General features: G+C 68.7%; 12 protein-coding genes and 1 riboswitch. Of the genes, 7 read left to right on the top strand and 5 right to left on the bottom strand.

Annotated features, from left to right (window positions below; genetic code table 11):
* Positions 1-235 precede the first annotated feature (235 nt).
* The 6 genes from ACFVM3_RS14370 (at position 236) to ACFVM3_RS14345 (ending at position 11,369) form a co-directional block, all read left to right on the top strand.
* Entirely contained in the window at positions 236-3,211 is a 2,976-nt protein-coding gene (locus ACFVM3_RS14370) for a ribonucleoside-diphosphate reductase subunit alpha (RefSeq protein ID WP_378438766.1), read from the top strand.
* A 67-nt stretch (positions 3,212-3,278) separates the two neighbouring features.
* Positions 3,279-4,355: a ribonucleotide-diphosphate reductase subunit beta gene (locus tag ACFVM3_RS14365; RefSeq protein WP_378438764.1), complete on the top strand. Its 1,077-nt coding sequence runs from the start codon at positions 3,279-3,281 to the stop codon at positions 4,353-4,355.
* A gap of 297 nt (positions 4,356-4,652) precedes the next feature.
* Positions 4,653-4,875: riboswitch (cobalamin riboswitch) on the top strand.
* A 98-nt stretch (positions 4,876-4,973) separates the two neighbouring features.
* On the top strand, positions 4,974-7,247 hold the full coding sequence (metE, locus tag ACFVM3_RS14360; RefSeq protein WP_378438763.1) for a 5-methyltetrahydropteroyltriglutamate--homocysteine S-methyltransferase: 2,274 nt from the start codon (positions 4,974-4,976) through the stop codon (positions 7,245-7,247).
* Positions 7,248-7,384: 137 nt separating this feature from the next.
* A complete protein-coding gene (locus tag ACFVM3_RS14355; RefSeq protein WP_378438852.1) occupies positions 7,385-8,830 on the top strand; it encodes a cytochrome P450 in 1,446 nt (481 codons plus the stop codon).
* A 209-nt stretch (positions 8,831-9,039) separates the two neighbouring features.
* Complete coding sequence (locus tag ACFVM3_RS14350; protein WP_378438761.1) at positions 9,040-10,887, top strand: putative bifunctional diguanylate cyclase/phosphodiesterase; 1,848 nt, start codon at positions 9,040-9,042, stop codon at positions 10,885-10,887.
* A 17-nt stretch (positions 10,888-10,904) separates the two neighbouring features.
* Positions 10,905-11,369, top strand: a complete 465-nt coding sequence (locus tag ACFVM3_RS14345) for a peroxiredoxin (RefSeq protein WP_378438759.1) — start codon at positions 10,905-10,907, stop codon at positions 11,367-11,369.
* On the opposite strand, the gene ACFVM3_RS14340 is transcribed toward ACFVM3_RS14345, so the two are convergent.
* The 4 genes from ACFVM3_RS14340 to ACFVM3_RS14325 all read right to left on the bottom strand — a co-directional run bounded on the left by ACFVM3_RS14340 (position 11,356) and on the right by ACFVM3_RS14325 (position 15,310).
* Positions 11,356-11,886 carry a GNAT family N-acetyltransferase gene (locus ACFVM3_RS14340; protein WP_378438850.1) on the bottom strand — a complete coding sequence of 177 codons (531 nt, stop codon included), beginning with the start codon at positions 11,884-11,886 and terminating at the stop codon, positions 11,356-11,358. The genes ACFVM3_RS14345 and ACFVM3_RS14340 overlap by 14 nt on opposite strands.
* Positions 11,887-12,025: 139 nt before the next feature.
* The gene (locus tag ACFVM3_RS14335) at positions 12,026-13,237 is read right to left on the bottom strand and encodes an LCP family protein (RefSeq protein WP_378438757.1); all 1,212 of its coding nucleotides are present in this window, start codon (positions 13,235-13,237) and stop codon (positions 12,026-12,028) included.
* A gap of 93 nt (positions 13,238-13,330) precedes the next feature.
* Positions 13,331-14,593, bottom strand: coding sequence for a class I SAM-dependent methyltransferase (locus tag ACFVM3_RS14330; RefSeq protein ID WP_378438755.1), 1,263 nt, complete (start codon positions 14,591-14,593; stop codon positions 13,331-13,333).
* 21 nt (positions 14,594-14,614) lie between these two features.
* A complete protein-coding gene (locus ACFVM3_RS14325; RefSeq protein WP_378438753.1) occupies positions 14,615-15,310 on the bottom strand; it encodes an alpha/beta hydrolase in 696 nt (231 codons plus the stop codon).
* A 131-nt stretch (positions 15,311-15,441) separates the two neighbouring features.
* Here ACFVM3_RS14325 and ACFVM3_RS14320 point away from each other — a divergent pair, with 131 nt between their 5' ends.
* Positions 15,442-16,170 (top strand): SIS domain-containing protein, encoded by a 729-nt coding sequence (locus ACFVM3_RS14320; RefSeq protein WP_378438751.1) that lies wholly within the window; start codon positions 15,442-15,444, stop codon positions 16,168-16,170.
* 111 nt (positions 16,171-16,281) lie between these two features.
* Here the strand turns inward: ACFVM3_RS14320 and ACFVM3_RS14315 are convergent, their stop codons facing one another.
* Entirely contained in the window at positions 16,282-18,147 is a 1,866-nt protein-coding gene (locus ACFVM3_RS14315) for an ABC transporter ATP-binding protein (protein WP_378438749.1), read from the bottom strand.
* Positions 18,148-18,278: the final 131 nt, after the last annotated feature.

The following is an 18,278-nucleotide window of genomic DNA, read 5'->3' as shown; positions in this document are numbered from 1 at the left end:
CGGCCGCTCAGCGTGATCGTCTAACCCGCCAGGGTGAGCCGACGACACGCCACCCATTGGGGCACGTGCAGCCTCCGACCCCTACATGTAGTCTCTGGGGACCGGTACCGCCCAGCGACGGGGAGACCGCTCGGGAGCGGTTGCCGGACAGCTTTGTGAACGTGCAGCGCACGGCCTTATGCGGCCTTGTGGTGCTTCAACGCGCCTTTTTTAAGAGACACAGTGGAGACGACGCATGTCATTGGAAACCGGTCAGCGGCCGCCCTCGTCCTCGGACACCACGCCCGCGACCGTGCGAGTCATCCGGCGGGACGGCAGCGTGTCCCCCTTCGACGCGAACAAGATCTCGGTCGCCGTGACCAAGGCCTTCCTCGCCGTCGAGGGCGGTGACGCGGCCGCCTCGTCGCGGATCCACCACCTGGTCAAGGAACTGACCGAGCAGATCGAGACCACCCTGCTCCGCCACGCGGGTCCCGAGACCGCGCTGCACATCGAGCAGATCCAGGACATCGTCGAGCTCGCGCTGATGCGCGGCGAGCACCACAAGGTCGCCCGCGCGTACGTCCTGTACCGCGATGAGCGCGCGAAGGCCCGCGAGGCCGAGAAGCCCGCGTCATCCGACGTCGCCATCAGCGTCAAGACGGCCGACGGCTCGCTCCGTCCGCTCGACTGGGCCCGCGTCTCGCACGTGGTCGGCGAGGCCGTCGCCGGGCTCGAGGACGTTTCCGCCGAGCCGGTGCTGGCCGAGGCCAAGCGCAACCTCTACGACGGCATCAGCGCCGACGAACTCGCCCTCGCCCAGATCATGGCCGCGCGCGTGCTCGTCGAGCAGGAGCCGAACTACTCCTACGTCAGTGCCCGGCTGCTCGCGGACAAGCTCCGCGGCGAGGCGCTCAGCTACCTCGCGGGCGTGCCGCAGCAGGCCAGCCAGGACGAAATGACCGCGCGGTACCCGCAGTACTTCCGGGACTACCTCAAGCGCGCCATCGAGCTTGAGCTGGTCAACCCCGAGCTCCAGACCTTCGACCTGGACAAGATCACCGCGGCCATCCGCGCCGAGCGCGACCTCGACTTCGGCTTCCTCGGCCTGCAGACCCTGTACGACCGGTACTTCCAGCACCACGACGGTGTCCGCTTCGAGCTGCCGCAGGCGTTCTTCATGCGCGTCGCGATGGGCCTGGCGATCCGCGAGGACGACCGGGAAGCCCGCGCCATCGAGTTCTACGAGCTGCTCTCGACGTTCCACTTCATGGCGTCCACCCCGACGCTGTTCAACTCGGGCACCACTCGCCCGCAGCTGTCGTCCTGCTTCCTGACCACGGTCGACGACGACCTGGACTCGATCTTCCAGGCGTACAAGAACAACGCGCTGCTGGCGAAGTACTCGGGCGGTCTCGGCAACGACTGGACCCCGGTCCGCGGCCTCGGCGCGCACATCAAGGGCACCAACGGCCAGTCGCAGGGTGTCGTGCCGTTCCTCAAGATCGCCAACGACACCGCGGTCGCGGTGAACCAGGGCGGCAAGCGCAAGGGCGCGGCCTGCGCGTACCTCGAGACCTGGCACGTGGACATCGAGGAATTCCTCGACCTGCGCAAGAACACCGGTGACGACCGTCGCCGCACGCACGACATGAACACCGCGAACTGGGTGCCGGACGAGTTCCTGCGCCGCGTCGAGGCCGACGCGCAGTGGACGCTGTTCTCGCCGAACGAGACCCCGGATCTGCACGACCTCTACGGCAACGCGTTCGCCGAGCGCTACCGCGAGTACGAGGCCGCCGCCGAGCGCGGCGAGCTGAAGGTGTTCCGCAAGGTCCGCGCGGTCGACCTGTGGCGCCGCATGCTGACCATGCTGTTCGAGACCGGCCACCCGTGGATCACCTTCAAGGACCCGTGCAACCTGCGTTCGCCGCAGCAGCACGTGGGTGTCGTGCACTCGTCCAACCTGTGCACCGAGATCACCCTGAACACCACCACCGACGAGGTCGCGGTCTGCAACCTCGGCTCGGTGAACCTGCTCAAGCACGTCACCCCCGAGGGCTTGGACACCAAGCGCCTCGAGAAGACCGTGCGCACCGCGGTCCGCATGCTCGACAACGTGATCGACATCAACTTCTACACGATCCCGGAGGCGCGCCGCTCCAACCTGCGTCACCGCCCGATCGGCCTCGGCCTGATGGGCTTCCAGGACGCGCTGTTCGAGATCGGTGTGCCGCTGTCCTCGGACGAGGCCGTGCAGTTCGCGGACACCAGCATGGAGCACATCAGCTACTACGCGATCTCTGCGTCGACCGACCTCGCCGAGGAGCGCGGCCAGTACCAGACGTTCGAGGGTTCCTTGTGGAGCAAGGGAATCCTGCCGATCGACTCGATGCAGCTGCTGATCGACGCGCGCCAGGGCGACGCGCTCGACGTCGACACCTCGTCCACTTTGGACTGGGCGCCGCTGCGCGAGCGGGTCAAGACCGTCGGCATGCGCAACTCCAACGTGATGGCGATCGCGCCGACCGCGACGATCTCCAACATCTGCGGCGTCGGGCAGTCGATCGAGCCGCTGTTCCAGAACCTGTTCGTCAAGTCGAACATGTCCGGTGACTTCACCGTGGTGAACCCGCACCTGGTCCGCTCGCTCAAGGAGCGCGGGCTGTGGGACGAGGTCATGGTGTCGGACCTGAAGTACTTCGACGGCAGCCTCGGTCAGATCGACCGCGTGCCGGACGACCTGAAGGCGCTGTACGCGACCGCGTTCGAGATCGAGTCCAAGTGGCTGGTGGACGCCGGTTCGCGGCGCCAGAAGTGGATCGACCAGGCTCAGTCGCTGAACCTGTACATCGCTGCACCCAGCGGCCGTAAGCTCGACGAGCTGTACCGCTACGCCTGGCACAAGGGCCTCAAGACCACGTACTACCTGCGGGCGCGGTCCGCGACCCACGTGGAGAAGAGCACCCTGCGCGGCACCGACGGCAAGCTGAACGCGGTTTCGGCCACCCCGGCCCCGGCCGCACCCAAGGCCGCCGCCCCGGCGCCGGCTCCCGCCGCTTCGCCCGCGCCGTCGGCTTCCGCCGCGGTCCCGGCCGTCCCGGTGACCGCCCCGGCACCGGCCGCCAAGCCGGAGCCGAAGGAGATGCCGAAGGTCTCGGACGTCGACTTCGTCGCCACCGACGGCGCCGCCTGCCGGATCGACGACCCCGACTGCGAAGCCTGCCAGTAAACATCCTCGTGAGTGGTAAGGCCGGTTCTAACCGTCCTTACCACTCACGACGCCTCTTGGAGCCTTTATGACCACCTTTGACCCCGCCACCGACGCCACCGGCCTCGGTGAGATCGAAGTCGGCGCCGCCCGGATCAACGTCGACGACAAGCGGATGATCAACGCCCGCGCCGACGTCAACCAGCTGCTGCCGATGAAGTACACCTGGGCGTGGGAGAAGTACCTCGCCGGCTGCAACAACCACTGGATGCCGACCGAGGTCGCCATGCAGGCCGACATCGCGCTGTGGAAGTCGCCCGACGGCCTCACCGAGGACGAGCGCACCATGCTCAAGCGCAACCTCGGTTTCTTCGCCACCGCGGAATCCCTGGTGGCCAACAACATCGTGCTCGCGGTGTACCGGCAGATCACCAACCCCGAATGCCGCCAGTACCTGCTGCGCCAGGCGTTCGAGGAGGCCGTGCACACGCACACCTTCCAGTACATCTGCGAGAGCCTCGGCCTGGTCGAGGGCGAGCTGTTCAACATGTACCGCGAGGTCCCGTCCATCTCGGACAAGGACGCGTGGGCGCTGAAGTACACGCAGAACCTGGAGAACCCGGACTTCGAGACCGGCACGCCGGAAGCCGACCAGGCCTTCCTGCGCGACCTCGTCGCCTTCTACGTGATCTTCGAGGGCATGTGGTTCTACACCGGCTTCGCGCAGATCCTCTCGCTCGGCCGCCGGAACAAGATGGTCGGTATCGCCGAGCAGTACCAGTACATCCTGCGTGACGAGTCGATCCACCTGAACTTCGGCATCGACTGCATCAACCAGATCAAGATCGAGAACCCGCACCTGTGGACCGAGGAGTTCCAGGCCGAGGTCCGCACCATGCTCACCGAGGCGTGCGAACTCGAGGTCGCCTACGCCCGCGACACCATGCCGCGCGGCATGCTCGGGCTCTCGGCCGAGCTGATCGAGCAGTACATGCACTTCATCACCGACCGGCGGGCGCAGCAGATCGGTCTCGCGCCGATCTTCGGCGAGACGGAGAACCCGTTCCCGTGGATGTCGGAGGCGATGGACCTCAAGAAGGAGAAGAACTTCTTCGAGACCCGCGTCATCGAGTACCAGTCGGGCGGAGCCCTCGACTGGGACTGACCCCCCACACGCAACTCGCGTGCTCGAACACGTAACTCGCGTGTTCAGACACGTAACTCACGTGATTGAGCGGCGAACTCGCGTGATCAGACGGACGACACGCCGGGCGGCCTCCGCCCGGCGTGTTCCGTTTCCAGACACGCGAGTTACGCCCTCAATCACCCGAGTTACGCCCCCGATCACGCGAGTTCGCCGTTCAATCACGCGTGTCGTCCATCTGATCACGCGTGTCGTCCGTCTGGTCACGCGTGGCGTCCGGTTCGTCACATGTCCAGCGGGCCACTAGCGCCCCTCGGTACGCTCCGGAGTGCTACTGGTTCGCCCGGCTTCCCGGCCGGTCGAGGTAACAGGGAACCCGGTGTGAATCCGGGACTGCCCCGCAGCGGTATGTGGGAACGAAAGCCGTCACCGTGCGAGACACGGTAAAGCACTGGGACATGGCGCCCCGGGAAGCGACGGCCGGTAGGAACGAGCGAGTCGCCCACGAGTCCGAAGACCTGCCCGTGGTACGCGCGCCGACGGCGTGCGTGAGTCCGGGCCTCGTGGGATGGGCGCGACCGAACGGCGGTCACTCCTGCGCGCTCCGGGCTCGCCCGACAAGCTCGCGAGGAGAGAGCTGTGACCGAAATCGGCACGACAGTGCTGGGCTATCCCCGGATCGGACCGGACAGGGAACTCAAGCGTTCAGTCGAACGCTACTGGGCGGGCAAGATCGACGAGGCCGAACTGCTCGGCACCGGCCGCGCGCTGCGCACCAGGACCTGGCGCGAACTCCAGGACGCGGGGCTGGATTCCATCCCCTGCAACACCTTCTCCCACTACGACCAGGTGCTCGACACCGCCGAGCTGTTCGGCGCGCTGCCAGAGCGCTTCACGACACTCGGTCTCTCGCCGCTCGACACGTACTTCGCCGCCGCACGCGGGGTGCAGGACGCGCCGGCGATGGAGATGACGAAGTGGTTCGACACGAACTACCACTACATCGTCCCCGAACTCGGCCCGGACACGACGTTCTCGCTCACCGGCACCAAACCGCTCGACGAGTACCGCGAAGCCCGCGCGGTCGGCGTCGAGACCAGGCCCGTGCTGGTGGGCCCGGTGACGTTCCTGCTGCTGGCGAAGCCGTCCGAGACCGCCCCGGAGGGCTTCCGCCCGCTGGACCTGCTCGACAACCTTCTCGACGGCTACGTCGAGCTGCTAAGGCGTCTGCACGACGAAGGCGTCGAATGGGTCCAGTTCGACGAACCCGCCTTCGCCGCGGACCGCACCGAGCGGGAACTCAACGCGCTCATCCGCGCCTACCACCGGCTCGCGAAGGAGACCGCGCGACCGAAGATCCTGGTCGCCGGGTACTTCGGCGGTCTCGGTCGCGGCTTGGGCGTGCTCGCCCGTTCCCCGATCGACGCGATCGCCGTCGACCTCGTCACCGATGAGTCCTTTGTGGACGCTGTCGCCGCCGAGCCCGCCTTGCGGGACAAGGAGGTACTGGCTGGCGTCGTGGACGGGCGCAACGTGTGGCGCACCGATCCGGCCCGCGCGCTCAGCCGGGCGGCGACGTTGCTCGGCACCGCCAGGTCGGTCAGTGTGTCGACGTCCTGCTCGTTGCTGCACGTGCCCTACGACGTCGAGCGGGAGGACGGGCTCCACCCACGCCTCAAGGGCTGGCTCGCCTTCGCCAAGCAGAAGGTCGACGAGGTCGTCCTGCTCGGGCGCGCACTGAAGGAAGAGGGGGTCGACCTCTCCGCCGCCCGTGCCGCGGCCGCGGATCGCGCGGCGGCCGCCGATCTGGCCGACTCCGGGGTGCGCGCCCGGCTGGAGGCGCTGCGGCCGGAGGACACCGTCCGCTCCCCCTACGCCCGGCGCGCGGCGGCGCAGCAGGCCGCGCTGGAGCTGCCGCCGTTGCCGAGCACCACGATCGGTTCGTTCCCGCAGACCACCGAGGTCCGCAAAGCGCGGGCGGCGCGCAAGGCGGGTTCGCTGGACGACGCGGGCTACGAGGCCGCGATGAAGGCCGAGATCCAGCGCGTCATCCGGCTGCAGGAAGACCTCGGCCTGGACGTGCTGGTGCACGGCGAGCCCGAGCGCAACGACATGGTGCAGTACTTCGCCGAGCGGCTGGCGGGCTTCGCGGCCACCGACTTCGGCTGGGTGCAGTCCTACGGTTCGCGCTGCGTCCGGCCGCCGATCCTGTACGGCGACGTCTCGCGTCCGGAACCAATGACCGTCGAATGGGCGCGCTACGCGCAAAGCCTGACCGGCAAGCCCGTGAAGGGCATGCTGACCGGCCCGGTCACGATCCTGGCGTGGTCCTTCGTCCGCGACGACCAGCCGTTGGGTGAGACCGCCCGCCAGGTGGCGCTGGCCATCCGCGACGAGGTGCACGATCTGCAGGCGGCGGGCATCCGCGTCATCCAGGTGGATGAGCCGGCGTTGCGGGAGCTGCTCCCGCTGCGCGCGGCGGCGCACGAGGCGTACTACGGGTGGGCCGTTTCGTCGTTCCGGCTCGCGACCTCCGGGATCGACGACGCGACGCAGATCCACACGCATATGTGCTACTCGGAATTCGGCGACGTGGTCAAGGCGATCGACGCGCTCGACGCCGACGTCACCAGCATCGAGGCCGCGCGGTCGAAGATGGAGGTCGTCACGGACCTCGGCGCGGCGGGCTTCGGCCGCGGCGTCGGGCCGGGCGTCTACGACATTCACTCGCCGCGTGTCCCCGGCGTCGACGAGGTCTGCGGGCTCCTGCGAACCGCCGTCGGCGCCGTGCCCGCCGAGCGGATCTGGGTCAACCCGGACTGCGGCCTGAAGACACGCGGGTACGCCGAGGTCGAACCGGCCCTGCGGAACCTCGTCGCGGCCGCCCGCACGGTCCGCGCCGAACTCGCCTGACCGGTCCGTGAAGGCCTCCTTGAGGGACTCTGGGTCCCTCAAGGAGGCCTTCACGGAACTCCACCGAGGTATTGTCAAGGCGTCAATAAGGGTGCGATGGTGGAGTGGCAACCGGTCTCAGCGGGGAGATGGTCACCATGGCGAACGCCGTCGAAAAGGTCACCGGGGCACTGCGCGAGCGGGTCCCGCCGCTCACCTCGATCCCCCTGCCACGTTCGGTCGACCAGCGCTGGCTCGGCGCGACGTGGCCGGTCCGCGAACTCGCGCCCGCTCCTCCCGGCCTCAAACCCGTCCTCGGCGACGAGGGCCCGCCGGTCATCGGCCACGCGCTGGACTTCATGCGTTTCGGCATCGAGTTCGGCCTGAAACGCTACGAGACCTACGGCCCCGTCTCGTGGATGGGCGCGTTCGGCCGCCGCATCGTCGCGCTCACGGGCCCGGAGGCGACGCAGATCGCGTTGGTGAACAAGGACAAGGCCTTCTCCCAGGAGGGCTGGAAGTTCTTCATCGAGCAGTTCTTCGACCGCGGCCTGATGCTGCTCGACTTCGGCGAGCACCACCTGCACCGCCGGATCATGCAGGCGGCGTTCACCCGGCAGCGGCTCACCGGCTACGTCGACCAGATGGGACCGGCCCTGCGCGAGGGCGTCGCCGCGTGGGCGGACCGGCCGAACCCGCGGATCTACTGGTCCCTCAAGCAACTCACGCTCGACGTCGCGACGCGTGTGTTCATGGGCATGCGGTCCGGCGACGACGCGGCCGCGATCAACCGCGCGTTCGTGAACTCCGTGCGCGCGGGCACGGCCATCGTCCGCATTCCCGTTCCCGGCGGCCGATGGGCGGCGGGGCTGCACGGCCGCAAGGTCCTCGAACGCTACTTTTCGGCGAACCTGCCCGCGAAACGGGCGGGCGACGGCGACGACCTCTTCACCGCGTTGTGCCACGCCACGACCGAAGACGGTGACCGCTTCACCGACTCCGACGTCGTCAACCACATGATCTTCCTGATGATGGCCGCACACGACACGTCGACCATCACCAGCGCCGCCGCCGTCTACCACCTCGCCAAGAACCCCGAATGGCAGGAACGCGCGCGCCGGGAGTCGCTCGCGCTCGGCGACGACGTGCCGGACATCGAGGCACTGGAGACCCTGACGACGCTGGACCTGGTGATCAAGGAATCCCTGCGGCTGGTGGCCCCGGTTCCTTCCCTGGCGAGGAAGACCGTGAAGGACACCGAGGTTCTCGGGCATTTCATCCCCGAAGGGACACTCGTCGGGGTTTCCCCCACCGTCAACCACTTCTCGCCGGACCACTGGACCGACCCGATGCGGTTCGACCCGGACCGCTTCGGCGAAGCACGCCGCGAGGACAAGTCGCACCGCTACGCGTGGATGCCGTTCGGCGGGGGCGCGCACAAGTGCATCGGCCTGCATTTCGGGACGTTCGAGGTGAAGGCGCTGCTGCACGAGATGCTGCGGGCGTATCGGTGGTCGGTACCGGAGAACTACACCGCACGCTGGGACTACGTCTCGCTGCCCGTGCCGGCCGACGGCCTGCCGATCCGCCTGACGCCCCGCTGAAGCCGGACCAATCGGACAACCACGATCGAGTACTCTTGGTAACTTCCGGTCACCACTCGTGTAGCAGCGATCACCCTTTCAGCCGGTAGACACCCCGGATCGCGCATGATGCCGTGGCACTACACCCGGCCGGCTCATACCTAGTGTGGGCCCATGGGCTCGGACACCCGGTCTGAGCTGGCCATCAACCGCGCATGAAGAGGTGAAGTGTGCCCGAACCTGGTTCCGCGCCAGGGTTGGTGGACGTCGCTCGGAGATGGGCCGAGACGCTCGCTGACACTAAAGGAGTATCGCTTCCCAAGGAGCAACTCGAACAGCTGCTGCTCGGTGTCGCCCAGGACGCCGTCTTGGCCGAGCCCGACCATCAGCCCGCCGTGCTGCGCTTCTCCAAGCTCTACTCCGCGTCTCCTGTCGGGATCGCCCTCGCCGACGCCAATGGCACCATCGTGGAGGCGAACGCCGCACTCGGCCGCCTTCTAGGCAGTCGTCCCGCGTCGCTGCGCGGCCGGGAGATCCCCGATCTCGGCTCCGCCGAACACGACGTCGCCCGCCTGCGGAACGCACTCGCGCAGCTCATGACGCACGGCCAGCCGACGCAGGAGGAACGCCTGCTGCTGGACCACAGCGAGGAAGGACCGCTCTGGGTCGACGTGACCCTGACCGACCTCCCCGGTGACCGGCCCGGTTCGACCTATCCGGTGCTGATGGTCTCCGACGCCAACGAAATCCACCTGTTGCAGGAACAACTGCGGCACCAGAACGTGCACGACCCGCTGACCGGACTGCCCAACGCCACCGCGTTCGGCAACGCCCTCGAAGCCGCGCTGGCCGGGTCCGGCGGCGAGCAGGTCGCGCTCGTGTACCTCGACGTCGACGGCTTCAAGGTGATCAACGACGGTCTCGGGGCCGGCGTGGGCGATCAGGTGCTGCGCGGGGTCGCGAAGAAGCTCACGGCCGTCTTCACCGGCAGGCACGGCGGTTCGGTCGCCCGGCTGTCCGGCGACGGGTTCGCCGTCCTGCTGCGCGGCGACTTCACCTCGCCCGAGGTGATCGCGCTGGTCGAGCAGGCCTTGGAGGAACTGGTCGAGCCGATCTACCTCGGCGGGCACGGGATCGGGGTCAGCGCGAGCGCGGGCATCGTCGTCCGCCCGGTCGCCGAGGGCGGACCCGAAGACCTGCTTCGCGCCGCGGAAATCGCCCTGCACCGCGCCAAGGAGGCGGGCAAGGCGCAGTGGATGCTGTTCGATCCGGAACTCGACGCGCGTGACCGTGGCCGCTACCAGCTCGGCGCGGTCATCGCGGGCGCGCTGGAGAACGGCGAGTTCTCCCTGATCTACCAGCCGACGGTGAAGCTCGCGAATCCCGACCAGCTCGCGGCGGTCAACGCCGGACTGCGCTGGAGCCATCCGGAGAAGGGCGAACTCGACTCGGACGAGTTCTACCCGCTCGCGCAGATCACCGGGATGACCATCCCGCTCGGCCGATGGCTGCTGGCCGAATCGCTCGCCGCCACCGCGAGGTGGCGGAACAGGTTCGGCGAGGCCGCTCCCGACGTCTGCGTGCGGCTGCCGAACCGGCTGGCCATCGAGCCCGATCTGGTCCTGCTGGTCAAGGAACAGCTCGACCGGCACAACCTGCCCGCCCAGGCGCTGCGGCTGTGCACCGACCGCGAATCCATCCTCGACGAAGGCGGCGAGGTGCTCGACTCCTTCGCCGTACTGGCCGATCTGGGCGCCCAGCTGGTGCTGACCATCTCCGGTTCGGACGATCTGGAGCTGATCCCGCGGCACGGGCTTCCGGTCCGCCACGTGATCCTGTCCGGCGCGGTCGTCGACGCGCTGGCCGACGGCGAGGACGAGGCCGACGTCCGCCACCTGTGCCAGCTCGTCGCCAGGGCCAAGGAGCTGAAACTGCGCATCGGCGCGGAGGGCGTCCGGAGTCACGAACAGGCCGAACGGCTGCGGCGGTACGGCGTGCTCGCGGCACGTGGTTCGTTCGTGGCGGATTCGGCGACCGGGGACGAGGTCGACGAGCTGATCGAACGCCACGCCCACTGACGTGGCAGGATCCGTCCATGGACCAAGGTGACATCGCCCCGGACTTCACCCTGCCCGACGACAAGGGCGACGAGCGCACGCTGTCGGACTTCCTTGCGTCCGGCCCGGTCGTGCTGTTCTTCTACCCCGCCGCGATGACGAGCGGCTGCACCGCGGAAAGCTGCCACTTCCGCGACCTGGCCGCCGAATTCGCCGAGGTGGGCGCGCACCGCGTCGGCATCAGCCCGGACGCCGTCGCCAAGCAACAGGAGTTCTCGGCCAAACACGGTTTCGACTATCCACTGCTGTCCGATGTGGACGGCGTGGTGGCGAAACAGTTCGGCGTATGGCGCAAGTTCAGCCCGCTGCACGCCAAACGGCACACCTTCGTCATCGACACCGACCGCAAGGTGCTCGAAGTGATCAAGAGCGAGCTGAAGTTCACCGTGCACGCCGACAAGGCGCTCGCGGCGTTGCGCCGGCGCGAGACTAAGGACGCTTGAGCCGCCAAATCCTGGTGACACCCGCGCAGGCGGGGGCGAGCGGCGGTTCGGTGACCTCGTCGCCGATCATCGTGAACCCCAGCCGCGCGGGCACGGCGCCGCTCGCGCGGTTCTTCTCGTCGTGCCGGATCTCGACCTCCGGCGCGCCGAGCCGGAAGGCCTCGGCGGTCAGCAGCCGCGCGGCCCGGGTCACGTAGCCGCGGCCGGTGTGGTGGCGGCCGAGCCAGTAGCCGATCTCGATCCGGTCCGGACGGGTGATCATGCCCGTACCGCCCACGAGTTCGTCCTCGACGAGGATCGCGAAGTCATAGGTCCTGCCCTCGGCCCAGTTCTTCGCGGTGTTCTCCAGGAAGTCGGCGGCTTCGCGGCGGCCGTAACCGTAGGTGGCCCAGAGCATCCACGCGCCGAGATGCGCGTCCGAATCCCCCGCGACGGCGGCGAGGGTTTCGAGCTGCTCCGGCTTCCAGCGGCGCAGGGTGACGACTTCGTCGGCGAGGGTCTCGGCGGGCGCTTCCATCCGCCCATGGTGACTCGCCGTCGCTCCGGGCGCCTCCCGTTTTCGGGCGCCGGGCCGCTCCCCCAACGCCATGAAAGGTCCTTTCCTTGCGAAATTTGCAAGGAAAGGACCTTTCATGGCGCGCGAGAAGGCCGGCGGGTCAGGTCAGAATCGCGCTGTCCGGGATCTCCGTGTCGTTCTTCAGCGCGTCGAAGAGCAGCTTCGACTTCGTCTTGTCCCAGTTCTCCGCCGAACCGCTGGTCACCGGCACCGTCGTGGTGACGACGCCGCCCGAGGAGATCCCGCGCATCGCCAGCGCCAGCCCCACCAGGTTGTGCACGTGGTCGCCGGTGTCCATCGTCAGCGCGTCGGGTCCCGTCGACAGCAGCGGGAACAGCGAGAACGGGTTCAACAGGGTGCCGGGGCTGCCGATCTCGCTGACCAGCGCGCCGATGAACTTCCGCTGGTTGGCGACGCGGTCGAGGTCCGAACGCGGGGTGGCCTCGCTGTGCCGCATGCGGACGAACCCGAGCGCCTGCGGCCCCTGGAGGTCCTGGCAACCGGCGGGGATCTTGATCTTGGTGAGCGTGTCCTCCATCGGCTTCTCGACGCACATGTGGACCCCGCCGATCGCGTCGACGATCTTGGCGAACCCGCCGAAGCCGATCTCGGCGTAGTGGTCCATGCGCAGGCCGGTGGCGCCCTCGACGGTCTGCGCGAGCAGCGCCGGGCCGCCGATCGAGAACGCGGCGTTGATCTTGTTCTTGCCGTGCCCCGGGATGGTCACCTGCGAGTCGCGCGGAAGGCTCAGCAAGGTCGGTTTGGTGCTGTTGGACGGGACGTGCGCGATCATGATGGTGTCGGTCCGCTTGCCACCGCCCGCGGCCTTGCTGTCCCCGGTGACGAGCTTCTCCTGCTCTTCGGGGGTCAGCCCGTCGCGGCTGTCGGAGCCCACGATCAGCCAGTTGGTGCCTTCGGCCGCGACGGGGCGGCCGGAGTAGTCGGCCAGGGCGTCGACGCGGTTGATGGAGAACTCCAGGTACACCCACACGCCGGCGAGGAACACCACGAACACGGTCAGCAAGGTGAGCAGCACCTTGCCGAAGCCCCAGCGCTTACGCCGCCGCGGCGGGCGCGCGTCGTCCATCGGGCGCCCCGGAGGGGGCTGCGGCGGGCCTGGACGGCGCGGTGGCGGGCCGGCGGGCCGTTCCTGGCCGCCGTGCCCCATGGGCTTCGTCCGCTCGTCGTACGGGCTGCTCCCCCGGCCCGGCAGCGGCATCATCTGCGCGGGCTGATGCCGCCGGGGGCGGCCGGACGGCGGCCGTTGCGGCGGCGGCATCCGTCGCCCTCGGTCGTCGCCTCCATACGTCATGCCGAATCACCCGTCCCGATCTCGCGTGTGGGCCCAGTCAACCGCAGACCCTAGGTGAAGGACGTCCGGCACCCCGCATCGGTTGGGTGGACCTCACCGTCCGTTTTCGGCGAATCCGAACTGATGGACCTTGAGGTACCCCGAGCGGAACCCCGCTTCGGAGTACGCCAGGTAGAACTCCCACATCCGCTTGAAGACGTCGTCGAAGCCCAGTTCGGTGATTTCTTCCCACCGCTGGGTGAACCTCTCCCGCCACAACCGCAACGTCCGGGCGTAGTCCTGGCCGAACTCGCGCACGCCCTGCAGTTTCAGCCGGGTGTGCGCCAGCACACCCTGTTCGACCGAAGTGGTCGACGGGATGAGCCCGCCGGGGAAGATGTACTTGTGCATCCAGGTGTAGGACCTGGCCGCGGCGAGCATGCGTTCGTGGTCCATGGTGATGGCCTGGAGCCCCAGCCTTCCGCCCGGTTTCAGCCGCTTCCCGATGGTCTCGAAGAACGTCGGCCAATACTCCTGTCCGACCGCTTCGATCATCTCGACGCTGACCACGGCGTCGTACTCGCCGGTGGAATCGCGGTAGTCGCACAGCCGGACGTCGACGCGGTCGGCGAAACCCGCCGCCGCGATGCGTTCGGTCGCCAGCGCCGCCTGCTCGTGGGAAATGGTCAGTGACGTGACCCTGGCTCCGCGTGCGGCTGCCCGGATCGAGAGTTCGCCCCAGCCGGTGCCGATCTCGAGCACGGTGCTGCCTTCGCGGACCCCGGCGTAGTCGAGGACGCTGTCGATCTTGCGGTGCTGGGCGGCGGTGAGGTCGCCGTCCGGGCCGAACAACGCCGACGAGTACATCATCGACGGATCCAGGAACGCGCCGAACAGGTCGTTGGACAGGTCGTAGTGGCGATGGATGTTCGCCCGCGCGCCCTCGACGGTGTTCTCCTCGCCCGCGGGGTGGCCGCGGTCGACGAACCGGCGGAACCGTTGCAGCAGCGGCGGGATGAGCGTCGCCATCCGCTCCGCGAACGGGGTCAGCACCTCGGCGAGCGCGTCGCTCGTCCAGTCGCCGACCATGTAGGCCTCGCCGAAGCCGATCTTCGCGTCCACGCCGAGACGGTGGAAGAAGGCGGCGGGGCGGTCGAGCCGCATCTCGGGCGCGTCCGGCCCGCCCGCGCCGAGCCGGGAGCCGTCGGGCATGCGCACGCGGACGTTCAGCGGGCGCACCGCGTGCCGGAACAACTGCTCGGCGATCCGTGCCCGGAACGGGGAATGCGGCGGGGTGGCCAGCCCCGGCCACCGGTTTTCGTCGGGGGCGGGCAGGCCGGACGAACCGGCCGTCCGATCGACGCTCGACGTGGACATGAGTACTCCCTCCCGCCCGGTCTAGACCGGGATCCGCAGCCGTTCCGAGCGCGGCCGCCCCCAGGCGCCGCTCAGCGTTTCGTCAGTTCCCCCGGCTTCGATCAGCTCGAGGGTGAAAGCCCGTACGAGACGGTTCCAGACGCGGGACCTTCGTAGCATCGCGTGCCCTTCGCCGCCTATTTCAAATCGTGCCGACCGCGATGTCACCTTTTCGGCGCGTTCCGCGAAAGCGTGTGATGCCACCGGATCGGTCATCCGGTCCTTGGTCCCGTGCGCGATGAGCACGGCACGGCCGCCGACGGCGTCGATGGGTTCACCCGGTGGTGTCCACGGCGCCAGCGCGCAGACGCCGATGACGGCCGGATCGTCGGCGACGCGCAGGGCGACCCGCCCGCCCATCGAATGACCGACGAGGACCACTGGAACACCGGGATGGTCTTCGCGGACGCGTTCCAGTGCCCAGCGCGCGTCGGCGAGGGCGTCGGTGCCGTGATCGTTCCAGCCGTAGATCCGGTTGCGCAGGAGCCGCACCTCTGCCCCGTGCGCCCGGCCCGCCCGATGGACGTCCCTCGCCAGCGGCACCATCCGCTGGTACGCCAGCCGCCATGGCGCGACGCGGGCATGACTGTGCTCCGCGCCGCCGTGCAGGACCAGCACCACGCCTTTCACCCGGCCACGTGCTCGCCAGGTACGCACCGCGGGATCAGCCTCGCTCACCCTGGATCCTCCAGTCTCCGAAACCCCGGCCGCAGTGATCGGGTCAACCTCGATCATGACCCGATGTATTCCACTTCGGCCATTGGTCCACGCGATACATTCGTCGCTGATCTCCAGACGGAAGGGCGGATGTGGTGAGCACCACCGAACGTTGTGCAGGCGTCGCCGAACGGCTCGCTGAGGCCGAACGGGGTAACGCGGAGCAGATCCGGAAGTCGGCCGAGCTGATCCTGGGGGTCATCCGGGCGGACGCCCTGGTGTTCACCGCCGGGGCCGGGCATTCACTGGCCGCGGTCGCCGAGACCTTCTACCGAGCGGGCGGGCTCGCCTGCGTGTACCCGGTCTACCACCCCGAACTGCTGCCGCTGCACGGCGCGCAGCACAGCACCAAGACCGAGCGCCGCTCCGGGCTGGCCGAAGAGGTGCTGGCCGAGCGCGCGCCGGGCCCGGACGACGTGCTGGTGGTGTTCTCGACCTCGGGGGTCAACCCGTACCCGGTCGAACTGGCCGCCGGTGCCAGGAAGCGCGGGGCGTCGGTCATCGCGGTGAGTTCGGCCGCGTCGGTGGCCAAGGCGCCCAAACGCGCGGCCACGACGCTGCTCGAAGAGGCGAGCATCGTGCTCGACTCCCACGTCCGTCCCGGTGACGCGAGCTACCCGCCGGACGCGCCGCGGACCGCGCCGCTGTCCACGGTGATCAACGCGTTCCTGTGGAACCTCGTGCTCGCCGAGGTCGTCGACCTCGGTGCGGCGCAGGGCGTCGACATCCCGCTGTGGCGCAGTTCCAACGTGGACGGCGGCGACGAGGCCAACGCCGCGCTGCTGGCCAAGTACGGCGCGCGGGTCCCGGCGCTGCGGTAGCTCCGCGTCCACGCGGATGACGAGCGCACCGCCGCCGGGCCCCCTCCCGCGCGCTATGAAAGGTCCTTTCCTGGCAAATTTTGCAAGGAAAGGACCTTTCATAGCATCCGGTCACGCGGCCGCGGGTTCCTCCGAGAACTGCGTCAGGTACAGCGCCGCGTAGCGCCCTTCCCGCGCGAGAAGCTCTTCGTGCGTCCCCCGCTCGACGATCTCCCCGTGCTCGATCACCAGGATCTGGTCGGCCGCCCGGACCGTCGACAACCGGTGCGCGATGACCAGAGCGGTCCGCCCGTCGAGCGCGTCGGTCAGCGCCTCGCCCACGGCCGCCTCGGACTGCGAGTCCAGATGCGCGGTCGCCTCGTCGAGGACGACGACTCTCGGCTGCGCCAGCAGCAGCCGGGCGATGGTCAGCCGCTGCCGCTCCCCGCCGGAGAGCCGGTAACCCCGCTCCCCCACCACGGTCTCCAGCCCGTCCGGCAGTTCCCGGAGCAAGTCGGCCAGCCGCGCCTTCTCCAGCGCCGCCCAGATCTCGGCGTCGGTGACCCCGGGCCGCGCGTACTCGAGGTTCGCGCGGATCGTGTCGTGGAAGAGGTGCCCGTCCTGGGTCACCACGCCGACGGTTTCCCGCAGCGAGGCGAACCCGAGGTCGCGAACGTCCACATCGGACAGCTTGACCGATCCGGCGTCGACGTCGTAGAGCCGCGGCAGCAGTGAGGCGATCGTCGACTTGCCCGCGCCCGACGAACCGACCAACGCCACCATCTGCCCGGGTTCGGCGCGGAAGCTGATGCCGTGCAGCACCTCCTCACCGCCCCGGTGGTCCAAAGTGGACACATCCTCCAGCGACGCCAGCGAGTACCGATCCGCCGCGGGATAGCCGAAGCGGACGCCGGAGAACTCCACCGAAACCGGGCCTTCGGGAACGCGGCGCGGCTCCGGCTTCTCTTCGATCATCGGCTTGAGGTCGAGCACCTCGAAGACCCGCTCGAACGACACCAGCGCGGTCATCACGTCCACCCGGACGTTCGCCAGCGCGGTCAGTGGCGAGTACAGCCTGGTCAGCAGCAACGCCAGCGCCACCACGGTGCCCGGCGCGAGCGCCCCGGTCAGCGCGAGGTAGCCGCCCAAACCGTAGACCAGCGCCTGCGCGAGCGCGGAAACCGTGGTCAGGCTGGTGAGGAACCAGCGTGTCAGCATCGCCGTGCGCACGCCGATGTCGCGCACCCGCCCGGCCCGCGCCGCGAATTCACCCGCCTCGCGCGCGGGGTCGCCGAACAGCTTGACCAGCGTCGCGCCCGGCGCGGAGAACCGTTCGGTCATCTGCGTGGTCATCGACGCGTTGAGCTGACCGGCCTCCCGCTGCAGCGCGGCCATCCGCCGCCCGAGCCGCCGCGTCGGCAGGATGAACACCGGCAGCAGGACCAGCGCCAGGAGGGTGACCTGCCAGGACAGCGTCATCATCACCACGAGCGACAGCGCGAGCTGGATCACGTTGGTGACCAAACCGGACAGTGTCGCGGTGAACGTCCGCTGCGCGCCGATGACGTCGTTGTTGAGCCTGCTCACCAGCGCGCCGGTGCGGGTGCGGGTGAAGAACGCGACCGGCATCCGCTGCACGTGGCGGTACACCGCGAGCCGCAGGTCGAGGATGATCCCCTCGCCGATCCTCGACGACTGCGCTCGTTCGGCCAGCCCGAGCCCGGCGTCGACCAGCGCCAGCGCCGCGATCACGACGGCGAGCCACACCACCAGCGAGACGTCGTGCCCGCCGACGATCGCGTCGACCACCTTCCCGGCCAGCACCGGAGTGCTCACCGCCAGCACCGCCGAGACGACGGTGAGCCCCAGGAATATCAGCAGTCTCCGCCAATGCGGCCTGGCGAACCGCGTGATGCGGCGGAGCGTGCCCTTGTGCAGTCCCTTCGGAACGTCGGCCGACTTCATCGCCGAGTTCATCAGCGACCAAGTGTTGTCCATGAGAACCCTCTCTTGCCCCCAGAACCTCGATATTAGTCGAGGGTTTTCCCGGATATACGCATGACCAACGCCCGGGCACACCGGATGCTTCCCGGTTTCCGCGTCCTCTTTCGGGCAGGCCCCGCCACGTC

Source organism: Amycolatopsis sp. NPDC057786, from assembly GCF_042797905.1.
Lineage (GTDB): Bacteria > Actinomycetota > Actinomycetes > Mycobacteriales > Pseudonocardiaceae > Amycolatopsis.
Note: the sequence above shows the minus strand (reverse complement) of the source record. Positions and strands in the feature narration are given on the sequence as shown.

Coding starts and splice junctions, on each gene's coding strand:
- ACFVM3_RS14355 (WP_378438852.1), top strand. CDS start 7,385: ATGGCGAACGCCGTCGAAAAGGTCACCGGGGCACTGCGCGAGCGGGTC.
- ACFVM3_RS14335 (WP_378438757.1), bottom strand. CDS start 13,237: ATGACGTATGGAGGCGACGACCGAGGGCGACGGATGCCGCCGCCGCAA.
- ACFVM3_RS14370 (WP_378438766.1), top strand. CDS start 236: ATGTCATTGGAAACCGGTCAGCGGCCGCCCTCGTCCTCGGACACCACG.
- ACFVM3_RS14365 (WP_378438764.1), top strand. CDS start 3,279: ATGACCACCTTTGACCCCGCCACCGACGCCACCGGCCTCGGTGAGATC.
- ACFVM3_RS14340 (WP_378438850.1), bottom strand. CDS start 11,886: ATGGAAGCGCCCGCCGAGACCCTCGCCGACGAAGTCGTCACCCTGCGC.
- ACFVM3_RS14315 (WP_378438749.1), bottom strand. CDS start 18,147: ATGGACAACACTTGGTCGCTGATGAACTCGGCGATGAAGTCGGCCGAC.
- ACFVM3_RS14330 (WP_378438755.1), bottom strand. CDS start 14,593: ATGTCCACGTCGAGCGTCGATCGGACGGCCGGTTCGTCCGGCCTGCCC.
- ACFVM3_RS14345 (WP_378438759.1), top strand. CDS start 10,905: ATGGACCAAGGTGACATCGCCCCGGACTTCACCCTGCCCGACGACAAG.